Source organism: Exiguobacterium sp. s166 (assembly GCF_018618855.1).
GTDB lineage: Bacteria > Bacillota > Bacilli > Exiguobacteriales > Exiguobacteriaceae > Exiguobacterium_A.
Genome location: NZ_JACSMU010000009.1, coordinates 18,184 through 37,076, shown reverse-complemented (window position 1 = coordinate 37,076; position 18,893 = coordinate 18,184). Strand labels below are relative to the sequence as shown.

Genomic DNA, 18,893 nt, shown 5'->3' with positions numbered 1-18,893 from the left:
CGATTGTACCTCCCTCCGGATGTTTATTCATCCGAACTAATTAGAGTTTAGATGATTACTGCTTTTTCGACGACTTCTACGAGACGGAAACGTTTGTCTTTAGAAAGTGGACGTGTTTCTTGAATGCGTACGACGTCACCGACTTTAGCTGTGTTGTTTTCATCATGCGTTTTGTACTTCTTAGAGTAGTTTACGCGTTTGCCGTAGAGCTTATGCTTTACTTTAGTCTCAACTGTAACTACGATCGTTTTATCCATTTTGTCAGATACGACGCGTCCAGTTAACACTTTGCGGTTGTTTGTGCGTTCCATTGAGTGTTCCTCCTCTCAGAATCCGAGTGAATTATGCGTTGTTGATGCCGAGTTCGCGTTCACGAAGAACGGTTTTCGCGCGTGCAATCGACTTGCGCACTTCACGGATACGAGCAGGGTTCTCAAGCTGACCAGTCGCAAGTTGGAAACGAAGGTTGAACAACTCTTCTTTCCACGAACCGACTTTACCGTTGAGCTCTTCTGTAGTTTGCTGACGGAGATCAGTTGCTTTCATTCGTATCACCACCATTTTCTTCACGTTTTACGAACTTACATTTTACTGGAAGTTTGTGTGATGCAAGACGGAGAGCTTCGCGTGCGATCTCTTCCGATACTCCTGCGATTTCGAACATTACTTTCCCCGGTTTGACGACTGCAACCCAGCCCTCCGGAGCACCTTTACCTGAACCCATTCGGACTTCAAGAGGTTTTTTAGTGTATGGTTTATGTGGGAAAATCTTGATCCACACTTTACCACCACGTTTCATATAACGAGTCATCGCGATACGCGCTGATTCGATTTGACGGCTAGTGATCCAGCTAGCTTCTTGAGCTTGGATACCGAATTCGCCGAAGTGTACTGTAGTACCACGTTTCGCTTTACCACGCATGTTGCCGCGGTGAACACGACGATATTTTACACGTTTTGGTAACAACATGTTGTGTTGCCTCCTTCCCTAGACGGATGTGGATTATTGTTCGTTAGATGCTGCTTTTTTCGTAGGAAGCACTTCACCGTGGTGGAGCCATACTTTTACGCCAATTTTGCCGTAAGTTGTATCAGCTTCAGCAGTACCGTAATCGATGTCTGCACGGAGTGTATGAAGTGGAACTGTTCCTTCTGAATACTTCTCTGAACGAGCGATATCAGCGCCGCCAAGACGACCAGAAACTTCAGTCTTGATTCCTTTGATACCTGAACGCATCGAGCGTTGGATTGATTGCTTCATTGCACGACGGAACGATACACGGCCTTCAAGTTGGCGTGCGATGTTCTCAGCGACAAGTTTAGCAACTGCATCCGGGTTTTTCACTTCAACGACGTTAACGTGAACGCGTTTGCCTTTTGCAAGGTTAGTGATGTCTGTACGAAGTGTTTCGATTTCAGAACCGCCTTTACCGATAACCATACCCGGCTTAGCAGTGTGAAGTGAGATGTTCAAGCGGTTTGCTGCGCGCTCGATTTCAACTTTAGAGACACTAGCGTCTTTAAGACGTTTTTCGATATATTCACGAACTACGTAGTCTTCATGAAGGAGATCAGCATAGTCTTTATCTGCGAACCAACGTGATTCCCAGTCTTTGATGATACCTACGCGAAGACCAGTTGGGTTAATCTTCTGACCCACGGTAATCCCTCCTTATTTTTCAGATACCACGATGTGAACGTGGCTCGTACGTTTGTTGATGCGGCTTGCGCGACCCATTGCACGTGGGCGGAAACGTTTGAGCGTTGGACCTTCGTTGACGTAAGCCTCTGTTACTACGAGGTTTTCGATGTTCATGTCGAAGTTGTGCTCAGCGTTCGCGATTGCCGATTTCAATACTTTCTCAACGATTGGCGTTGCTGCCTTGTTCGTGTAAGCAAGAATCGAAAGTGCTTCACCGATTTGCTTCCCGCGGATTAAGTCTACTACTAGACGTGCCTTACGAGGAGCAATGCGAACCATATTAGCCGATGCTTTTGATTGCATAATGAGTACCTCCCCTCAGATTAACGTTTAGTCTTCTTATCGTTTCCAGCATGTCCTTTGTAAGAACGTGTTGGCGCGAATTCACCAAGTTTGTGACCGACCATATCTTCTGTCACGTAAACCGGTACGTGTTTACGACCATCGTAGACAGCGATCGTGTGACCGATGAACTCTGGGAAGATTGTAGAACGGCGTGACCAAGTTTTGATAACATGCTTGTCACCAGCTTCGTTGGCTTTATCAACCTTAGCGAGTAAATGGTGATCTGCAAATGGACCTTTTTTCAAGCTGCGACCCATAGTTGTACCTCCCTTTGGCATGATTCAGGAACGGTTCCTACGAACCGTTCGAAAATCACGTAATTATTTTTTAGAACGACGGACGATATATTTATCGCTCGCTTTGTTTTTCTTACGAGTTTTGTATCCGAGTGCCGGTTTACCCCAAGGAGTAAGTGGGCCCGAACGACCGATTGGAGCACGTCCTTCACCACCACCGTGTGGGTGATCAACTGGGTTCATTACAGAACCACGAACTGTAGGACGTTTTCCGAGCCAGCGTGAACGACCAGCTTTACCGATATTGACGAGCTCGTGCTCTTCATTACCGACAGCGCCGACTGTTGCACGGCAAGTAGCAAGGATCATACGTGTTTCGCCTGATTGGAGACGAACGATCGCGTATTTACCATCTTTACCGAGAAGCTGAGCAGAAGTACCAGCTGAACGAACGAGCTGACCACCTTTACCTGGCTTAAGTTCGATGTTGTGGATCAATGTACCAACTGGGATGTTTGAAAGTGGAAGAGCGTTACCGACTTTAATGTCAGCCTCAACTCCTGACATGACTTGCATGTCAACTTTCAATCCTTTAGGTGCGAGGATGTAGCGTTTTTCACCATCGATGTAGTGGACAAGAGCGATGTTTGCAGAGCGGTTCGGATCGTACTCGATTGTAGCGATACGGCCAGCGATGCCATCCTTGTTCCGTTTGAAGTCGATGATACGGTATTTACGTTTGTGTCCGCCACCTTGGTGACGTACTGTCAAGCGACCTTGGTTGTTACGTCCGCCCTTTTTCGAAAGCTTTTCAGTTAACGATTTTTCAGGACGTGAAGCCGTAATCTCAGCAAAGTCAAGCGCAGTCATATTACGACGACCGTTAGTGGTCGGTTTAAACTTTTTAATTCCCATCGAGAGTTCCCTCCTTTTCTACAGAGTACCGATTAACCGAGGTAATCGAGTTCTTTGCTATCTGCAGTAAGCGTGACGACCGCTTTTTTGCGGCGTGCTGTGTAACCAGCGTGACGACCTACGCGTTTTGCTTTTGGTTTTGAGATAAGTGTGTTGATTTTTTCAACTTTAACGCCGAAGATCGCTTCAACTGCATCTTTGATTTGTGGCTTAGATGCCTTTACGTCTACTTCGAACGTGTACTTTTTCTCAGCCATTTGGTTCACTGAGCGTTCAGTAATTACAGGACGTTTGATAATGTCGTGTGCGTTTGCCATTATGCAAGCACCTCCTCTACTCTCGCAACAGCATCCTTCGTGAAGATGACTTTGTCGTGTGCGACAAGATCAAGGACGTTTACTCCAGCAGCGTCAACGACTGTGACACCAGGAATGTTGCGTGTTGAAAGAACGACTGTCTCGTTGTAATCAGCAGTAACGACGAGGACTTTACGTTCGATTGAAAGAGCAGCGAAGACCGAAATCATATCTTTCGTTTTCGGAGCATCGATTGTCAATCCTTCAAGAACGATGAACTCGTTGTTAGCGACTTTCGAAGAAAGTGCTGAACGTAATGCGAGACGACGAACCTTTTTAGGAAGTTTATAAGCGTACGAACGTGGTGTTGGACCGAAGACTGTTCCACCGCCAACCCATTGTGGCGAACGGATCGAACCTTGGCGTGCACGACCAGTACCTTTTTGTTTCCATGGTTTACGGCCGCCACCGCGAACTTCCGAGCGACCTTTTGTATCATGTGTACCTTGGCGACGTGAAGCTTGTTGCATGACGATTGCATCGTATACGACTGCTTCGTTTGGCTCGATTCCGAAAACGGCATCTGCCAACTCGATGTCTCCAACTTGTGTACCTGTTTGGTTAAGCAAAGCTACTTTAGGCATTCGTTATTCCTCCTTTCCTTGCAAACAAATTAGTTGCCTTTTACCGCAGTTTTGACGACAACTTGGCTCTTACGTGCGCCTGGGATAGCACCCTTGACGAGGAGTAAGCCGCGTTCTACATCAACTTTTACGATTTCAAGGTTTTGAACAGTGACTTGCTCTCCACCCATGCGTCCTGGGAGCAATTTCCCTTTGAATACACGGTTTGGAGCGACAGGACCCATTGAACCTGGGCGACGGTGGTAACGCGAACCGTGAGCCATTGGACCACGTGATTGGTTGTGACGCTTGATTGCTCCAGCGAAACCTTTACCTTTCGACGTACCTGTTACATCAACCATTTCGCCTGCAGCGAAAGTATCTGCTTTAATCTCTTGACCGATTTCGAAATCTGTTACAGATGTACGGATTTCTTTAATGAAGCGCTTAGGTGTCGCACTAGCTTTCGCTGCGTGACCTTTTTGCGGTTTGTTTTGACGACCTTCTTTGATATCACCAAAGCCGAGTTGGACTGCTTCGTAACCGTCCACTTCCATTGTCTTCAATTGAAGAACAACGTTACCCTCTACTGAAACAACAGTAACTGGTACTACTTCGCCTGACTCGTTGAAGATTTGTGTCATACCGAGTTTAGTTCCTAAGATTCCTTTAGCCATGAGATACACCTCCTAATATTGAATGATTTTGATCTTCTGGCTAGTATCAACTATTTATAGAAGAAAAATTAAAGTTTGATTTCGATGTCAACGCCCGATGGAAGTTCAAGACGCATAAGCGCATCAACTGTTTTCGGTGTTGGGTTAACGATGTCGATCAAACGTTTGTGTGTACGCATTTCGAACTGCTCACGAGCATCTTTGTACTTGTGAACGGCACGAAGTACTGTGTAGATCGCTTTCTCCGTTGGGAGTGGGATCGGACCAGATACAGTAGCACCAGAACGTTTTGCTGTTTCGACAATTTTCTCAGCCGATTGATCAAGCACGCGGTGATCGTATGCTTTCAAACGGATCCGAATTTTTTCATTTGCCATGTTGTTTCCCTCCTTTTCGCCTATTTTGTAAATAGACATTCTCCGCGGAAATTTCCACACTAGCCATGGCAATGCCGCCTGGTGTGTCATAACCTCCCGCTTCATCGCGTTGTGTTTGTGACCAACATATACTAGTTTACTTAATTCCAAGCTAGAAAGCAAGTAAAATAAAATAGAATTTGTTTTCAAGTCTCTCACCACTCGCACAAACACTTTCCTCAGTATATAAGATGTCTGACCATGTTGCAAGACTGTTTTGAAAGAAATGAAAAAAGGCCTTCCGTCACGGGAGACGGAAGACCTTTTTGTCTTAAAAATTACTCAACGATTTCTGTTACTGATCCAGCGCCTACTGTACGGCCACCTTCACGGATTGAGAAACGAGTTTCTTTTTCAAGAGCGATTGGCGCGATGAGTTCAACAGTCAATTCGATGTTGTCCCCAGGCATTACCATTTCAGTTCCTTCAGGAAGTTGGCACATACCAGTTACGTCAGTTGTACGGAAGTAGAACTGTGGACGGTAGTTACCGAAGAATGGCGTGTGACGGCCACCCTCTTCTTTTGAAAGGATGTAAACTTGCGCTTTGAAAGTTTTGTGCGGTGTGATTGTGTTTGGTTTCGCGAGAACTTGTCCACGCTCGATGTCATCACGTGATACACCACGGAGAAGTGCTCCGATGTTGTCGCCAGCTTCAGCATAGTCAAGAAGCTTACGGAACATCTCTACACCAGTACATACTGATTTTTTAGTTTCTTCGTGAAGACCAACGATTTCAACTTCGTCGTTGACTTTAAGAACTCCACGCTCAACGCGGCCAGTAGCTACTGTACCACGACCAGTGATTGAGAAAACATCCTCAACTGGCATCATGAAGTCTTTTTCAGTGTCACGAGTTGGCTCAGGGATGTACTCATCAACAGCTGTCATGAGTTCCATGATTTTTTCTTCCCATTTAGCTTCGCCGTTAAGCGCGCCGAGAGCAGATCCTTGGATAACTGGGAGGTCATCGCCTGGGAAGTCGTACTCAGAAAGAAGTTCGCGGATTTCCATTTCAACGAGTTCAAGAAGCTCTTCGTCGTCAACCATGTCGACTTTGTTCATGAATACTACGATGAAAGGAACACCTACTTGACGTGAAAGCAGGATGTGCTCACGTGTTTGTGGCATTGGACCATCAGTTGCAGAAACAACGAGGATCGCGCCATCCATTTGTGCAGCACCAGTGATCATGTTTTTAACATAGTCAGCGTGACCTGGGCAGTCAACGTGTGCATAGTGGCGTTTTTCTGTTTCGTACTCGATGTGAGCTGTTGCGATAGTGATACCGCGCTCGCGCTCTTCTGGAGCACCATCGATTTGGTCAAACTTAGTTGCAGCTTTACCTTGTGCTTTTGCAAGTACAGCTGAGATAGCTGCTGTTAAAGTTGTTTTACCGTGGTCGACGTGGCCAATTGTACCAACGTTAACGTGCGGTTTAGAACGGTCGAATTTTTCTTTACCCATTCTGAATTCCTCCTCTATGTGTCTAATAATATTTTATAACTAGGAAGGTGAATCGTCGAATAACGTACACCTTCCTTAGCTTACACTAATCATAAAAGCGTGACAACCTGTGAAGGATTAGCCGTTTGCTTTTTTGATGATTTCTTCAGCAACTGATTTCGGTACTTCTTCATAGTGATCGAAGTGCATCGAGTACGTTCCGCGACCTTGTGTGCGTGAACGAAGACCAGTAGCGTAACCGAACATCTCTGAAAGTGGAATCATCGAACGAACGACTTGAGCGTTCCCGCGAGCTTCCATACCTTCAACGCGTCCACGGCGTGATGTAACATCACCCATGATGTCTCCCATGTATTCATCTGGGATAACGATTTCAACTTTCATCATTGGCTCAAGGATAACAGCGCCGCTCTTATCTTTAAGTTGTTTGACGGCCATTGAAGCCGCGATTTTAAATGCCATCTCGTTTGAGTCGACATCGTGGTACGATCCGAAAACGAGTGCCGCTTTAACGTCAACTACTGGATAACCAGCAAGGATACCGTTTTGAAGCGCTTCTTCGATTCCGTGTTCAACCGCTGGGATGTATTCACGTGGAACAACACCACCGACGATTTTGTTGTTGAACTCAAAGCCAGCACCTTCTTCGTTTGGCTCGAATTCTACGACGACGTGACCATACTGACCACGACCACCTGATTGACGAGCAAACTTAGAATCGATTTTCGCCGCTTGGCGAATCGTTTCACGGTAAGCTACTTGTGGAGCACCAACATTTGCTTCGACTTTAAATTCGCGACGCATACGGTCAACGATGATGTCGAGGTGAAGCTCACCCATACCTGAGATGATCGTTTGACCAGTCTCTGGGTTTGTTTCCGTGCGGAATGTTGGATCCTCTTCAGCAAGCTTAGCGAGTGCTTGACCCATTTTATCTTGGTCAGCTTTCGTTTTTGGTTCGATTGCGACCGAGATAACTGGTTCTGGGAATGTCATTGATTCGAGAACGACGTTGTCTTTCTCTGCACAAAGCGTATCTCCAGTAGTAGTATCTTTAAGACCTACAGCTGCTGCGATGTCACCAGCGAAGACCATTGGGATCTCCTCACGGCTGTTCGCGTGCATTTGAAGGATACGTCCAAGACGCTCACGTTTCCCTTTTGTTGAGTTCTTGACGTAAGATCCTGCCGAAGCTGTACCAGAGTACACACGGAAGAACGTCAATTTACCAACATACGGGTCAGTCATAACTTTGAATGCAAGTGCAGAGAATGGCGCTTCGTCAGTTGACTCACGAATGATCTCTTCTTCTGTATCCATGTTAATCCCTGTGATTGCTTTTACGTCGACTGGTGATGGGAGGTAATCAAGAACTGCGTCAAGCATAAGCTGAACACCTTTGTTCTTGAATGCCGAACCAACGAGAACTGGGTAGAAATCTACTGTAAGAGTCGCTTTACGGATACCCGCTTTAAGCTCTTCAATTGTGATTTCCTCGCCCTCGAGGTATTTCATCATCATTTCTTCTTCGTAATCTGCAACTGCTTCGATTAATGATGCACGAAGTTCTTCAGCTTCTTCTGCGAATTCTGCAGGGAAACCGTCAGTTTCTTCGATATCAGTACCGAGGTCGTTACCGTACATGTATGTTTTCTTTTCAACGAGGTCGATGATTCCTTTGAATTCATCTTCTGCGCCGATCGGGATTTGGATTGCGTGTGCGTTAGCTTGAAGGCGGTCGCGAAGCGTTCCAACCGAGTACAGGAAGTCTGCACCGATTTTATCCATTTTGTTAACGAAAACGATACGTGGTACGCCGTAAGTTGTAGCTTGGCGCCATACTGTCTCAGTTTGTGGCTCAACACCAGACTGAGCATCAAGTACTGCTACCGCACCATCAAGTACACGGAGTGAACGTTCAACTTCAACAGTGAAGTCTACGTGTCCAGGTGTATCGATGATGTTTACGCGGTTACCTTTCCATTGTGCAGTTGTTGCTGCAGATGTAATCGTGATTCCACGTTCTTGCTCTTGCTCCATCCAGTCCATCTGTGAAGCACCTTCGTGCGTTTCACCAATCTTGTGGATACGACCCGTATAATAGAGGATACGCTCAGTCGTTGTTGTTTTACCAGCATCGATGTGGGCCATGATTCCGATATTACGGGTGTTCTTAAGGGAGAATTCTCTTGCCATCTTTAAACATTCTCCTTTCGCATTTTAGTTTAGTGTCCGTGTGTTGCCACACGTCATGACTATACCCGAAAGCCACCTCATATTTCCATACAAAATGGCATAGATGAGGTGGTTGATTCCGGATTTACCAGCGGTAGTGAGCAAACGCTTTGTTCGCTTCCGCCATTTTGTGCATATCTTCGCGCTTCTTAACTGAAGCACCAGTGTTGTTTGCAGCGTCCATGATTTCGTTAGCAAGACGAGCATCCATTGTTTTTTCGTTACGGAGACGTGAGTAGTTCACGAGGTAACGAAGTGCAAGTGTCGTGCGGCGCTCAGGGCGGACTTCGACAGGAACTTGATAGTTAGCTCCACCTACACGGCGTGCTTTAACTTCAAGAACTGGCATGATGTTGTTCATCGCCTCTTCAAAAACTTCCATTGCATCGCGACCTGAACGTTCAGCGATAGCTTCAAAAGCTTTGTATAAGATTTGTTGAGCAGTACCTTTTTTACCATCTAACATAAGACGGTTGATAAGGCGGGTAACGAGTTTAGAGTTGTAGATCGGATCAGCCATTACATCACGGCGTTCTACTTGACCTTTACGTGGCATTCCGAGTCCCTCCTTTCATATAGTGAGGTGATATCTTCTGATATCTAGATTATTTTTTTGCTGCTTTTGGACGTTTAGTACCATATTTCGAACGACCTTGCATACGGCCGTCAACTCCAGCTGTATCGAGTGCACCACGAACGATGTGGTAACGTACCCCTGGTAAGTCTTTTACACGACCGCCGCGAATAAGAACAACACTGTGTTCTTGCAAGTTGTGGCCGATACCTGGGATGTAAGCTGTTACTTCCATTGTGTTCGTTAAACGTACACGTGCGTACTTACGAAGAGCCGAGTTCGGTTTCTTCGGAGTCATTGTACCTACACGAGTACAAACACCACGTTTTTGTGGTGAGCTGATGTCAGTACGAGCTTTGATAAAGCTGTTGTACCCTTTGTTCAGCGCTGGCGAATCTGATTTCACAACTTTTGATTGACGTCCTTTACGGACTAATTGGTTGATAGTAGGCATCTTTGAGATCCTCCCTTCCTGAATTCATGACAAGTTTCAAAACCACCGAGCCGGGTGGTTCATCGAAAGTCATAATGAAACGTTTTGCGTGGCTCAGGCATTCCATCGCCACACAAAACGTATTATCAAACTTTCTTAATAGCAACAGCAGTTGCTGCAACGTCGATTCCACAAGCCTTACCAAGCTCAAGCTTAGAAGGAACGTTCACGACTGGAACGTTTGCTTGTTTCGCCGCATCGAGCAATGCTTGCTTTACGTGTTCATCTGCGTCATCTGCGATGATCACTTCCGACGCCTTGCCAGATCGCAATGCTTTGAGCGTTTGCTTTTGACCGACAAACTTCAAATCTGCGCCGACTACTTTTTTGTAAGACATGAAGATATCCTCCAAAATAACACAGCCGGTTGGCAACACTATATCATAGTAGCACCGCCATACCGGCGTGTCAAGGCGTTTTATTCTACAGGAGAATCTGCTTCTACAGGTGCTTCGCCTGCAATCTCGAGACCGATTTGACGGTAACGTGTCATTCCTGTACCAGCTGGAACAAGTTTACCGATAATAACGTTCTCTTTCAAGCCGCGAAGGTAGTCGCTCTTCCCTTTAATTGCCGCATCCGTAAGGACACGAGTAGTTTCCTGGAACGAAGCAGCTGATAGGAACGAATCCGTCTCAAGCGACGCTTTAGTGATACCGAGGAGAACTGGTTTAGCCGAAGCGAGTGCTTTACCGGCACGGAGCGCTTCTTTACATGCTTCTTTAAATGTGCTGATATCGACTAGCGAACCTGGTAAGAGTGATGTCTCACCAGACTCGATGACGCGAACGCGACGGATCATCTGACGTACCATGACCTCGACGTGCTTGTCACCGATCTCAACCCCTTGCATCCGGTATACTTTTTGAACTTCTTGAAGAAGATAGTTCTGTACGCCTGATACACCTTTGACGTTCAAGAGTTCTTTCGGGTCGATTGAACCCTCTGTGAACACTTGTCCGGCTACAACTTCTTCACCGAGTTGAACACGAAGACGTGATCCGAAAGGAATCGTGTATGTCCGTGTTTCGCTCAGACCTTGAATCGTCAACTCACGCTTATCACGCGACTCCGTAAAGTCGATGACTTGTCCGTCGATTTCCGAGATGACCGCTTGACCTTTCGGGTTACGGGCCTCGAACAATTCCTGGATACGCGGGAGACCTTGTGTGATATCGTCTCCGGCAACCCCACCTGTGTGGAAGGTACGCATTGTAAGCTGCGTTCCTGGCTCACCGATTGATTGTGCCGCGATGATTCCGACTGCTTCGCCGACTTCGACGTCGTTACCAGTCGCAAGGTTACGTCCGTAACATTTCTTACAGACACCATGACTTGTATTACAAGTGAAGGCTGTACGAATCTCAACATTGTCGATGCCTGCGTCCGTGATGGCACGCGCGATATCTTCGTCGATGAGTTCGTTTGTTGAAACGAGGACTGCTCCTGTTTCCGGGTGAACGACTTTTTCGAACGCCGTACGGCCAACGAGTCGGTCGTAGAGGTTTTCGATTTCTTCCGTTCCTTCGCGGAGTGCTGTAACACGGATACCACGATCCGTTCCACAATCATCTTCGCGAATGATAACATCTTGCGCGACGTCAACGAGACGACGAGTCAGGTAACCTGAATCGGCAGTCTTCAAGGCTGTATCGGCAAGACCTTTACGGGCACCGTGCGTCGAGATGAAGTATTCCTGAACCGTCAGACCTTCACGGAACGAAGATTTGATCGGGAGCTCGATGATCCGTCCACTTGGAGCGGCCATGAGTCCACGCATCCCTGCAAGCTGCGTAAAGTTTGATGCGTTACCACGGGCACCAGAGTCACTCATCATGAAGATCGGGTTCAAACGGTTGAGGGATTTCATCAGACGAGACTGAATTTCATCCTTCGCGTCATTCCACGATTTAACGACACGCTCATAGCGCTCTTCTTCTGTGATGAGACCACGGCGATACGATTTCATAACGCGGTCAACATTATCTTGTGCCTCGACCAGGATTTCCTGTTTATCCGGAAGTACGATGATATCAGCGATACCAACCGTAATACCCGCACGTGTCGAGTGTTTGAAACCAAGGTTTTTCATTCGGTCAAGCATGCGGCTCGTCTCAGTCGTTTCAAAACGCTTGAAGACTTCTGCGATGACATTTCCGAGGAATCCTTTTTTGAATGGTTCGATGATCGGACGGCTCTTAATTTCAGCCGCGATATCCGTTCCTTTTTCAAGGAAGTACTGATCAGGCGTTGCTTCCTGCAGATTGTTCATCGATGGTTCATTCAAGTATGGGAACGTCGTTGGGAGGATCTCGTTGAAGATCAACTTACCGACCGTCGTAACCAGTAACTTCTCGTTTTGCGCTTCCGTGAATGTCGGGTTCTTCAGAACGCCGGCCGGAATCGCAACACGTGTGTGGAAGTGGACATACCCGTTTTGGTAGGCAATCAATGCTTCGTTCACCGTCGCGAATGTTTTCCCTTCGCCGATCGCGTTTTCACGCTCAAGCGTCAGGTAGTAGTTACCGAGGACCATATCCTGCGATGGTGTAACAACAGGCTTACCGTCTTTCGGGTTCAAGATGTTTTGTGCAGCGAGCATGAGAAGACGGGCTTCTGCTTGGGCTTCTGCTGAAAGTGGTACGTGAACCGCCATTTGGTCACCATCGAAATCGGCGTTGTAAGCCGTACATACGAGTGGGTGCAGACGAATCGCGCGACCTTCGACGAGTGTCGGTTCGAACGCCTGGATACCGAGACGGTGAAGTGTCGGGGCACGGTTCAAGAGAACCGGATGCTCACGGATGACTTCTTCTAAGACGTCCCAAATTTCAGGTTGAACACGTTCGATTTTCCGTTTTGCACTCTTGATGTTTGGTGCGATGCCACGTGAGACAAGCTCTTTCATGACAAACGGTTTGAAGAGTTCAAGGGCCATTTCTTTCGGAAGACCACATTGATACATCTTCAGGTTTGGACCAACGACGATAACCGAACGACCAGAATAGTCGACTCGTTTACCGAGTAAGTTTTGACGGAAACGTCCTTGTTTCCCTTTCAGCATGTGTGAAAGAGATTTTAATGGACGGTTACCCGGTCCAGTAACCGGACGACCGCGACGACCGTTATCGATCAAGGCATCGACCGCTTCTTGCAACATCCGTTTTTCATTCTGAACGATGATGTTCGGAGCGCCAAGGTCAAGAAGACGCTTGAGACGGTTGTTACGGTTGATGACACGACGGTATAAGTCGTTTAAGTCAGATGTCGCGAAACGTCCACCATCAAGCTGGACCATCGGACGGAGTTCCGGCGGGATGACCGGTAATACTTCAAGAACCATCCACTCCGGATTGTTGCCTGAGTTGCGGAAAGCATCGAGGACTTCAAGACGTTTAATCGCACGTGTACGACGTTGTCCTTGAATCATTCGAAGATCTTCACGTAAGCCGGCTACTTCTTTTTCGAGTTCAACGTCACGGAGCAATTTACGAACTGCTTCCGCACCCATTTCAGCGGTAAACGAACTACCGAATTTCTCGCGATAGGCGCGGTACTCTTTTTCTGAAAGAAGTTGTTTCTTCTCGAGTGTCGATTCGCCCGGATCCGTTACGACGTACGACGCGAAGTAAATGATCTCTTCGAGTGCACGCGGTGACATATCAAGGACGAGACCCATACGACTTGGGATTCCTTTAAAGTACCAGATGTGCGAAACCGGTGCTGCAAGTTCAATGTGACCCATGCGCTCACGACGGACTTTCGACTTGGTTACTTCAACACCACAACGGTCACAAATGATTCCTTTATAACGAATCCGTTTGTATTTCCCGCAGTAACATTCCCAGTCTTTTGTTGGACCAAAAATCCGTTCACAGAACAAGCCGTCTTTCTCTGGCTTGAGCGTACGATAGTTGATCGTTTCCGGCTTCTTCACTTCCCCGAAAGACCACGAACGGATCTTTTCAGGGGAAGCGAGGCCGATTTTCATATATTCAAATCTATTAACATCTACCAAGGGGTGGACCTCCCTTTCGCTTATTCCTCTTCAGTAACAACTGGTGCGACAGGCGCTTGAACTTCTTCGAGTGCTGGAGTCGCGTTCGGGATGTTGTCGTCGTCGTCGTCTTTCATTTCGATCTCTTCATCTTCGGCAGACATCATCTTAACATCCATACCAAGGGATTGAAGCTCTTTAATGAGGACTCGGAACGATTCCGGCACGCCCGGTTGTGGTACATTTTCGCCTTTAACGATCGCTTCATATGCTTTAACACGACCGATTGTATCATCGGACTTGATTGTCAGGATCTCTTGGAGCGTATAAGCGGCACCGTATGCTTCCAGTGCCCATACTTCCATCTCACCGAAACGCTGTCCACCGAACTGGGCTTTACCACCGAGCGGCTGCTGCGTAACGAGCGAGTAAGGACCCGTCGAACGTGCGTGAAGTTTATCATCGACCATGTGGGCGAGTTTGATCATATACATGACACCAACCGAGATGCGGTTATCGAAGGCTTCACCAGAACGTCCATCATAAAGGATCGTTTTAGCGTCGCGGTCCATACCGGCCTCTTCAATCGTTGCCCAAACATCTTCCTCACGTGCACCATCGAATACCGGTGATGCAACTTTGATTCCGAGTTGGCGTGCAGCCATACCAAGGTGAAGTTCGAGCAACTGCCCGATGTTCATCCGTGATGGTACACCAAGTGGATTCAACATGATGTCGATTGGTGTGCCGTCTGGCATGTACGGCATGTCTTCTTCAGGCAGGATACGTGAGATAACACCTTTGTTACCGTGACGTCCCGCCATTTTATCTCCTTCGTGAATCTTACGCTTCTGAACGATGTACGCACGGATCAACTGGTTGACACCAGGTGACAGTTCGTCGCCGTTATCACGATCGAAGATTTTCACGTCAAGGATGATTCCGTCTCCGCCGTGTGGAACACGAAGTGACGTATCACGAACTTCACGTGCTTTTTCACCGAAGATTGCATGAAGCAGGCGTTCTTCAGCTGTCAATTCCGTTACGCCCTTAGGTGTAACTTTACCGACCAGGATATCCCCGTCTTTAACTTCAGCACCGACACGGATGATTCCGCGGTCGTCGAGGTTTTTCAGGGCGTCGTCACCGACGTTTGGAATGTCACGCGTGATCTCTTCCGGTCCGAGTTTTGTATCACGTGATTCACACTCATATTCTTCAATGTGGATCGACGTGTAGACGTCGTCTTTCACGAGACGTTCGCTCATGATGACAGCATCCTCGTAGTTGTAACCATCCCATGTCATGAAACCGACGAGTACGTTACGACCAAGCGCAAGTTCTCCACCGTCCATCGATGGACCATCTGCAAGGATCTCGCCTTTATCGACAGGATCGCCTACTTTGATGATTGGTTTTTGGTTATAGCACGTTCCTTGGTTAGAACGGATGAATTTCTGGATTTTGTAACGGTCAAGTTCTCCCTGAACGATGTTACCATCGACTTCCGTCGTACGACGGACAAGGATTTCACGGGCCGTTACACGCTCAGCGATACCTGAATGTTTTGCAACAACAGCAGCACCTGAGTCTTTTGCAGACACGTACTCCATTCCGGTACCGACAATCGGTGATTCCGGATCAAGAAGAGGTACGGCCTGACGTTGCATGTTCGCTCCCATGAGGGCACGGTTCGAGTCATCGTTCTCTAAGAACGGGATACATGCCGTCGCTGCCGAAACAACCTGTTTCGGTGAAACGTCCATGTAGTCGACACGAGCTGGTTCGACAGACAAGTTTTGTCCGCGGAAACGTGACAAGACGTGTGTATCTTGGAACGTCTTCTCTTCCGTCAACAACATGTTTGCCTGTGCGACGACGTAGAGATCCTCTTCGTCGGCCGTCATGTAGTGAATTTCATTCGTGACGACACCCGTTTCCGGATCGACACGACGGTATGGCGCTTCGATGAAACCATACTCATTGACTTTCGCGAACGAAGACAGTGAGTTGATCAGCCCGATGTTTGGACCCTCAGGCGTTTCAATCGGACACATACGGGAATAATGCGAGTAGTGAACATCTCGGACTTCAAAGCCGGCACGCTCACGTGTGAGACCACCGGGTCCAAGTGCAGATAGACGACGTTTGTGCGTCAATTCCGCAAGCGGGTTCGTTTGGTCCATGAACTGTGATAACTGCGAGCTACCGAAGAACTCTTTAATCGATGCGATAACAGGACGAATGTTGATCAATGCCTGTGGCGTGATCGCATTCTGGTCTTGAATCGACATCCGCTCCTTGACGACACGTTCCATACGGGAAAGCCCGATCCGGAACTGGTTTTGGAGCAATTCACCGACTGAACGGAGACGACGGTTACCGAGGTGGTCGATATCGTCTGTCGTTCCTACTTCATGCAACAAGTTGAAGAAATAGTTGATGGCAGCAATCATGTCAGCAGGCGTGATGTGCTTGATGTCACGATCGATGTTACCGTTACCGATGATATTGATGATGCGTTCACCTTCAGCATCGTCCGGTGCGAACACCTTGATCGACTGTAAGTTGAAGGCTTCGCCTTGCGTTACGCCGCCAGTTGGCGTCGCTTCGATGTAACCGACAGATCCTTCAAGGAATGGCAAGACTTTGTCGAGCATGCGACGGTCAAGAACCGTTCCTTCTTCTGCGATCACTTCCCCTGTTTCCGGATCGACAAGCGTTTCCGCAAGTTTCTGCCCGAACAGACGATTCTTCAGATGAAGTTTTTTGTTGATTTTATAACGACCAACGTTTGCCAAATCATAACGTTTCGGGTCAAAGAACCGTGACACGAGAAGTGCTTTCGCATTTTCGACAGTCGGTGGCTCTCCCGGACGCAGACGCTCATAAATTTCAATGAGGGCTTTTTCCGTTGTTTCTGTATTATCTTTTTCAAGGGAGTTACGGAGGTACTCATCATCTCCAAGGAGATCGATGATTTCCTGATCCGTACCGAAACCAAGAGCACGTAAAAGAACCGTTACTGGAATCTTACGCGTGCGGTCGATTCGGACGTATACGATATCCTTCGCATCTGTCTCAAGTTCGAGCCATGCTCCACGGTTCGGGATGACCGTTGCCGAAAATCCACGTTTACCGTTTTTATCTAACTTATTGTTGTAATACACACTTGGCGAACGAACAAGCTGGGAAACGATAACTCGTTCCGCACCATTAATAATGAATGTTCCCGACTCCGTCATAAGCGGGAAGTCACCCATAAAGACTTCTTGTTCCTTCAATTCACCCGTCTCTTTGTTTTGAAGACGGACTTTTACGCGTAGTGGTGCCGAATAGGTCACATCGCGCTCTTTTGATTCATCAATCGAATACTTCGGCTCTCCGAGCGAGTAGTCGATGAATTCTAATACGAGATTTCCTGTGAAGTCGGAAATCGGCGAGATATCATGAAACATCTCACGAAGACCTTCCCGTAGGAACCATTCGTATGAATTCGTTTGAATCTCAATAAGGTTTGGAAGTTCTAAAACTTCGCTGATACGTGCATAGCTTCTTCTCTGACGGTGACGACCGTACTGAACAAGTTGACCAGTCAACTGATTCACCTCTCAGACCCAGTTCTTCTTCTTGAGAAGGACGGGTGTAATATCGAACATTGAAGCCATTTTTTGACCGATAAGCGCAAAAAAGCGACGTCTTGTCTACTCAATCATCTGTAGTCGAGAACGCCAGCTGCTTCAAACTGCTTATCCAAAAATCACTCCAATGGCATTTTATAATACTATCATAGACATTAGACAAGGTCAACGACAAATCACTCGATTTGTCAAGACCGAATTGATTTAAATATCGAATACCCTTTATCGCGGGTAACCGTCTCACATGAACCAAACACTTCTTCCATCAACTTCTTCGCTGATGGACCACCTTGTTTCTTTTGAATGACGACCCATAAGGCACCGCCCACTTCAAGATGATCATACGCTTCCCGCAAAATCCGGTGAACAACCGGCTTCCCCGCCCGAATCGGTGGATTCGTCACGATCGCTGCAAACGTCTGTTCAGCCACGCCAGCATATCCGTCACTTACACCGGTCGTCACGGAAACACCATTCGCACGTGCATTGTCAGCCGCAAGCTCAAGAGCCCGCTCGTTTACATCTACTAAAACGGCTTCTCGTCCGGTTGTTTTCGCAAGCGAAATGCCCATCGGACCATATCCGCACCCGACATCCAAAATTGCTCCCGGTACATCCGGCTCCACAAAGGCTTCAATCAGTAAACGCGAACCGAAATCCACGCCGCCTTTTGAAAACACTCCATGATCCGAAGTGAAGCGGAACGTTTCACCACGTAAGACGAATTCCCACGACTTTGGATCCCGTTTCGAGGAGGGATCATTTGTGTAATAATGATCTGCCATGTTTCCTTCCCCTCTCTATATTAAAGTTGAAAACAAAAGAAGCCCGCAAAGCGAGCTTCTTTTGTTTTAAGTGAAGAAGAAAATTACTTAACTTCTACGCTTGCGCCAGCTTCTTCAAGCTTAGCTTTGATTGCGTCAGCGTCTTCTTTCGAAACGCCTTCTTTAACTGGAGCCGGAGTTCCGTCAACGAGTGCTTTCGCTTCTTTAAGACCGAGGCCTGTCAATTCGCGAACTGCTTTGATGACGTTGATTTTACCAGAACCTGCGCTAGTAAGGATTACGTCGAATTCAGTTTGCTCTTCAGCTGCTGCTGCGCCTGCACCTGCTGCTGCTACTGGAGCTGCTGCTGATACGCCGAATTCTTCTTCGATTGTTTTTACGAGTTCGTTAAGTTCAAGAACAGTCATGCCCTTGAGGTCTTCGATAAATTGCTCTTTGTTGAAAGCCATTATGGTTTTCCTCCTTTGATTTAACCCACGTTGGGGTGTGAAA

The 18,893-nt window shown here is 47.3% G+C and carries 20 protein-coding genes; all 20 read right to left on the bottom strand.

The window, feature by feature from the left end; all coding sequences use genetic code 11:
- Nucleotides 1-47: 47 nt before the first annotated feature.
- Nucleotides 48-311 carry a 30S ribosomal protein S17 gene (gene rpsQ / locus KNP93_RS14735; protein WP_026826917.1) on the bottom strand — a complete coding sequence of 88 codons (264 nt, stop codon included), beginning with the start codon at nt 309-311 and terminating at the stop codon, nt 48-50.
- Between the two features lie 31 nt (nt 312-342).
- On the bottom strand, nt 343-546 hold the full coding sequence (gene rpmC / locus KNP93_RS14730) for a 50S ribosomal protein L29 (protein ID WP_012369017.1): 204 nt from the start codon (nt 544-546) through the stop codon (nt 343-345).
- Nucleotides 533-970, bottom strand: a complete 438-nt coding sequence (rplP, locus tag KNP93_RS14725) for a 50S ribosomal protein L16 (protein WP_012369016.1) — start codon at nt 968-970, stop codon at nt 533-535. Before rplP ends, rpmC begins: the two co-directional genes overlap by 14 nt.
- Nucleotides 971-1,003: 33 nt before the next feature.
- Nucleotides 1,004-1,660, bottom strand: a complete 657-nt coding sequence (gene rpsC / locus KNP93_RS14720) for a 30S ribosomal protein S3 (RefSeq protein WP_012369015.1) — start codon at nt 1,658-1,660, stop codon at nt 1,004-1,006.
- A 12-nt stretch (nt 1,661-1,672) separates the two neighbouring features.
- Nucleotides 1,673-2,005: a 50S ribosomal protein L22 gene (gene rplV, locus KNP93_RS14715; protein WP_012369014.1), complete on the bottom strand. Its 333-nt coding sequence runs from the start codon at nt 2,003-2,005 to the stop codon at nt 1,673-1,675.
- A 20-nt stretch (nt 2,006-2,025) separates the two neighbouring features.
- Nucleotides 2,026-2,304 (bottom strand): 30S ribosomal protein S19, encoded by a 279-nt coding sequence (gene rpsS, locus KNP93_RS14710; protein WP_012369013.1) that lies wholly within the window; start codon nt 2,302-2,304, stop codon nt 2,026-2,028.
- A gap of 63 nt (nt 2,305-2,367) precedes the next feature.
- Nucleotides 2,368-3,198 (bottom strand): 50S ribosomal protein L2, encoded by an 831-nt coding sequence (gene rplB, locus KNP93_RS14705; protein ID WP_012369012.1) that lies wholly within the window; start codon nt 3,196-3,198, stop codon nt 2,368-2,370.
- A 32-nt stretch (nt 3,199-3,230) separates the two neighbouring features.
- Nucleotides 3,231-3,515 (bottom strand): 50S ribosomal protein L23, encoded by a 285-nt coding sequence (gene rplW / locus KNP93_RS14700; RefSeq protein WP_014969151.1) that lies wholly within the window; start codon nt 3,513-3,515, stop codon nt 3,231-3,233.
- Entirely contained in the window at nt 3,515-4,138 is a 624-nt protein-coding gene (rplD, locus tag KNP93_RS14695) for a 50S ribosomal protein L4 (protein WP_012369010.1), read from the bottom strand. Before rplD ends, rplW begins: the two co-directional genes overlap by 1 nt.
- A 29-nt stretch (nt 4,139-4,167) precedes the next feature.
- Nucleotides 4,168-4,794 (bottom strand): 50S ribosomal protein L3, encoded by a 627-nt coding sequence (gene rplC / locus KNP93_RS14690; RefSeq protein ID WP_012369009.1) that lies wholly within the window; start codon nt 4,792-4,794, stop codon nt 4,168-4,170.
- A gap of 68 nt (nt 4,795-4,862) precedes the next feature.
- Complete coding sequence (gene rpsJ / locus KNP93_RS14685; protein WP_012369008.1) at nt 4,863-5,171, bottom strand: 30S ribosomal protein S10; 309 nt, start codon at nt 5,169-5,171, stop codon at nt 4,863-4,865.
- A 317-nt stretch (nt 5,172-5,488) separates the two neighbouring features.
- Nucleotides 5,489-6,676 (bottom strand): elongation factor Tu, encoded by a 1,188-nt coding sequence (tuf, locus tag KNP93_RS14680; protein WP_026834301.1) that lies wholly within the window; start codon nt 6,674-6,676, stop codon nt 5,489-5,491.
- 117 nt (nt 6,677-6,793) lie between these two features.
- Nucleotides 6,794-8,872: an elongation factor G gene (fusA, locus tag KNP93_RS14675; RefSeq protein WP_114597366.1), complete on the bottom strand. Its 2,079-nt coding sequence runs from the start codon at nt 8,870-8,872 to the stop codon at nt 6,794-6,796.
- Nucleotides 8,873-8,996: 124 nt separating this feature from the next.
- Nucleotides 8,997-9,467, bottom strand: a complete 471-nt coding sequence (gene rpsG, locus KNP93_RS14670) for a 30S ribosomal protein S7 (RefSeq protein ID WP_012369005.1) — start codon at nt 9,465-9,467, stop codon at nt 8,997-8,999.
- Nucleotides 9,468-9,516: 49 nt separating this feature from the next.
- Nucleotides 9,517-9,939 (bottom strand): 30S ribosomal protein S12, encoded by a 423-nt coding sequence (gene rpsL, locus KNP93_RS14665; RefSeq protein WP_012369004.1) that lies wholly within the window; start codon nt 9,937-9,939, stop codon nt 9,517-9,519.
- Between the two features lie 125 nt (nt 9,940-10,064).
- Entirely contained in the window at nt 10,065-10,316 is a 252-nt protein-coding gene (locus KNP93_RS14660) for a ribosomal L7Ae/L30e/S12e/Gadd45 family protein (RefSeq protein WP_012369003.1), read from the bottom strand.
- Between the two features lie 80 nt (nt 10,317-10,396).
- Nucleotides 10,397-13,996 carry a DNA-directed RNA polymerase subunit beta' gene (gene rpoC, locus KNP93_RS14655; protein WP_305798041.1) on the bottom strand — a complete coding sequence of 1,200 codons (3,600 nt, stop codon included), beginning with the start codon at nt 13,994-13,996 and terminating at the stop codon, nt 10,397-10,399.
- A 20-nt stretch (nt 13,997-14,016) separates the two neighbouring features.
- On the bottom strand, nt 14,017-17,574 hold the full coding sequence (gene rpoB / locus KNP93_RS14650; protein WP_131504436.1) for a DNA-directed RNA polymerase subunit beta: 3,558 nt from the start codon (nt 17,572-17,574) through the stop codon (nt 14,017-14,019).
- A gap of 230 nt (nt 17,575-17,804) precedes the next feature.
- Nucleotides 17,805-18,401: a class I SAM-dependent methyltransferase gene (locus tag KNP93_RS14645; RefSeq protein WP_131504435.1), complete on the bottom strand. Its 597-nt coding sequence runs from the start codon at nt 18,399-18,401 to the stop codon at nt 17,805-17,807.
- An 83-nt stretch (nt 18,402-18,484) separates the two neighbouring features.
- A complete protein-coding gene (gene rplL / locus KNP93_RS14640; protein ID WP_012368999.1) occupies nt 18,485-18,850 on the bottom strand; it encodes a 50S ribosomal protein L7/L12 in 366 nt (121 codons plus the stop codon).
- Nucleotides 18,851-18,893: the final 43 nt, after the last annotated feature.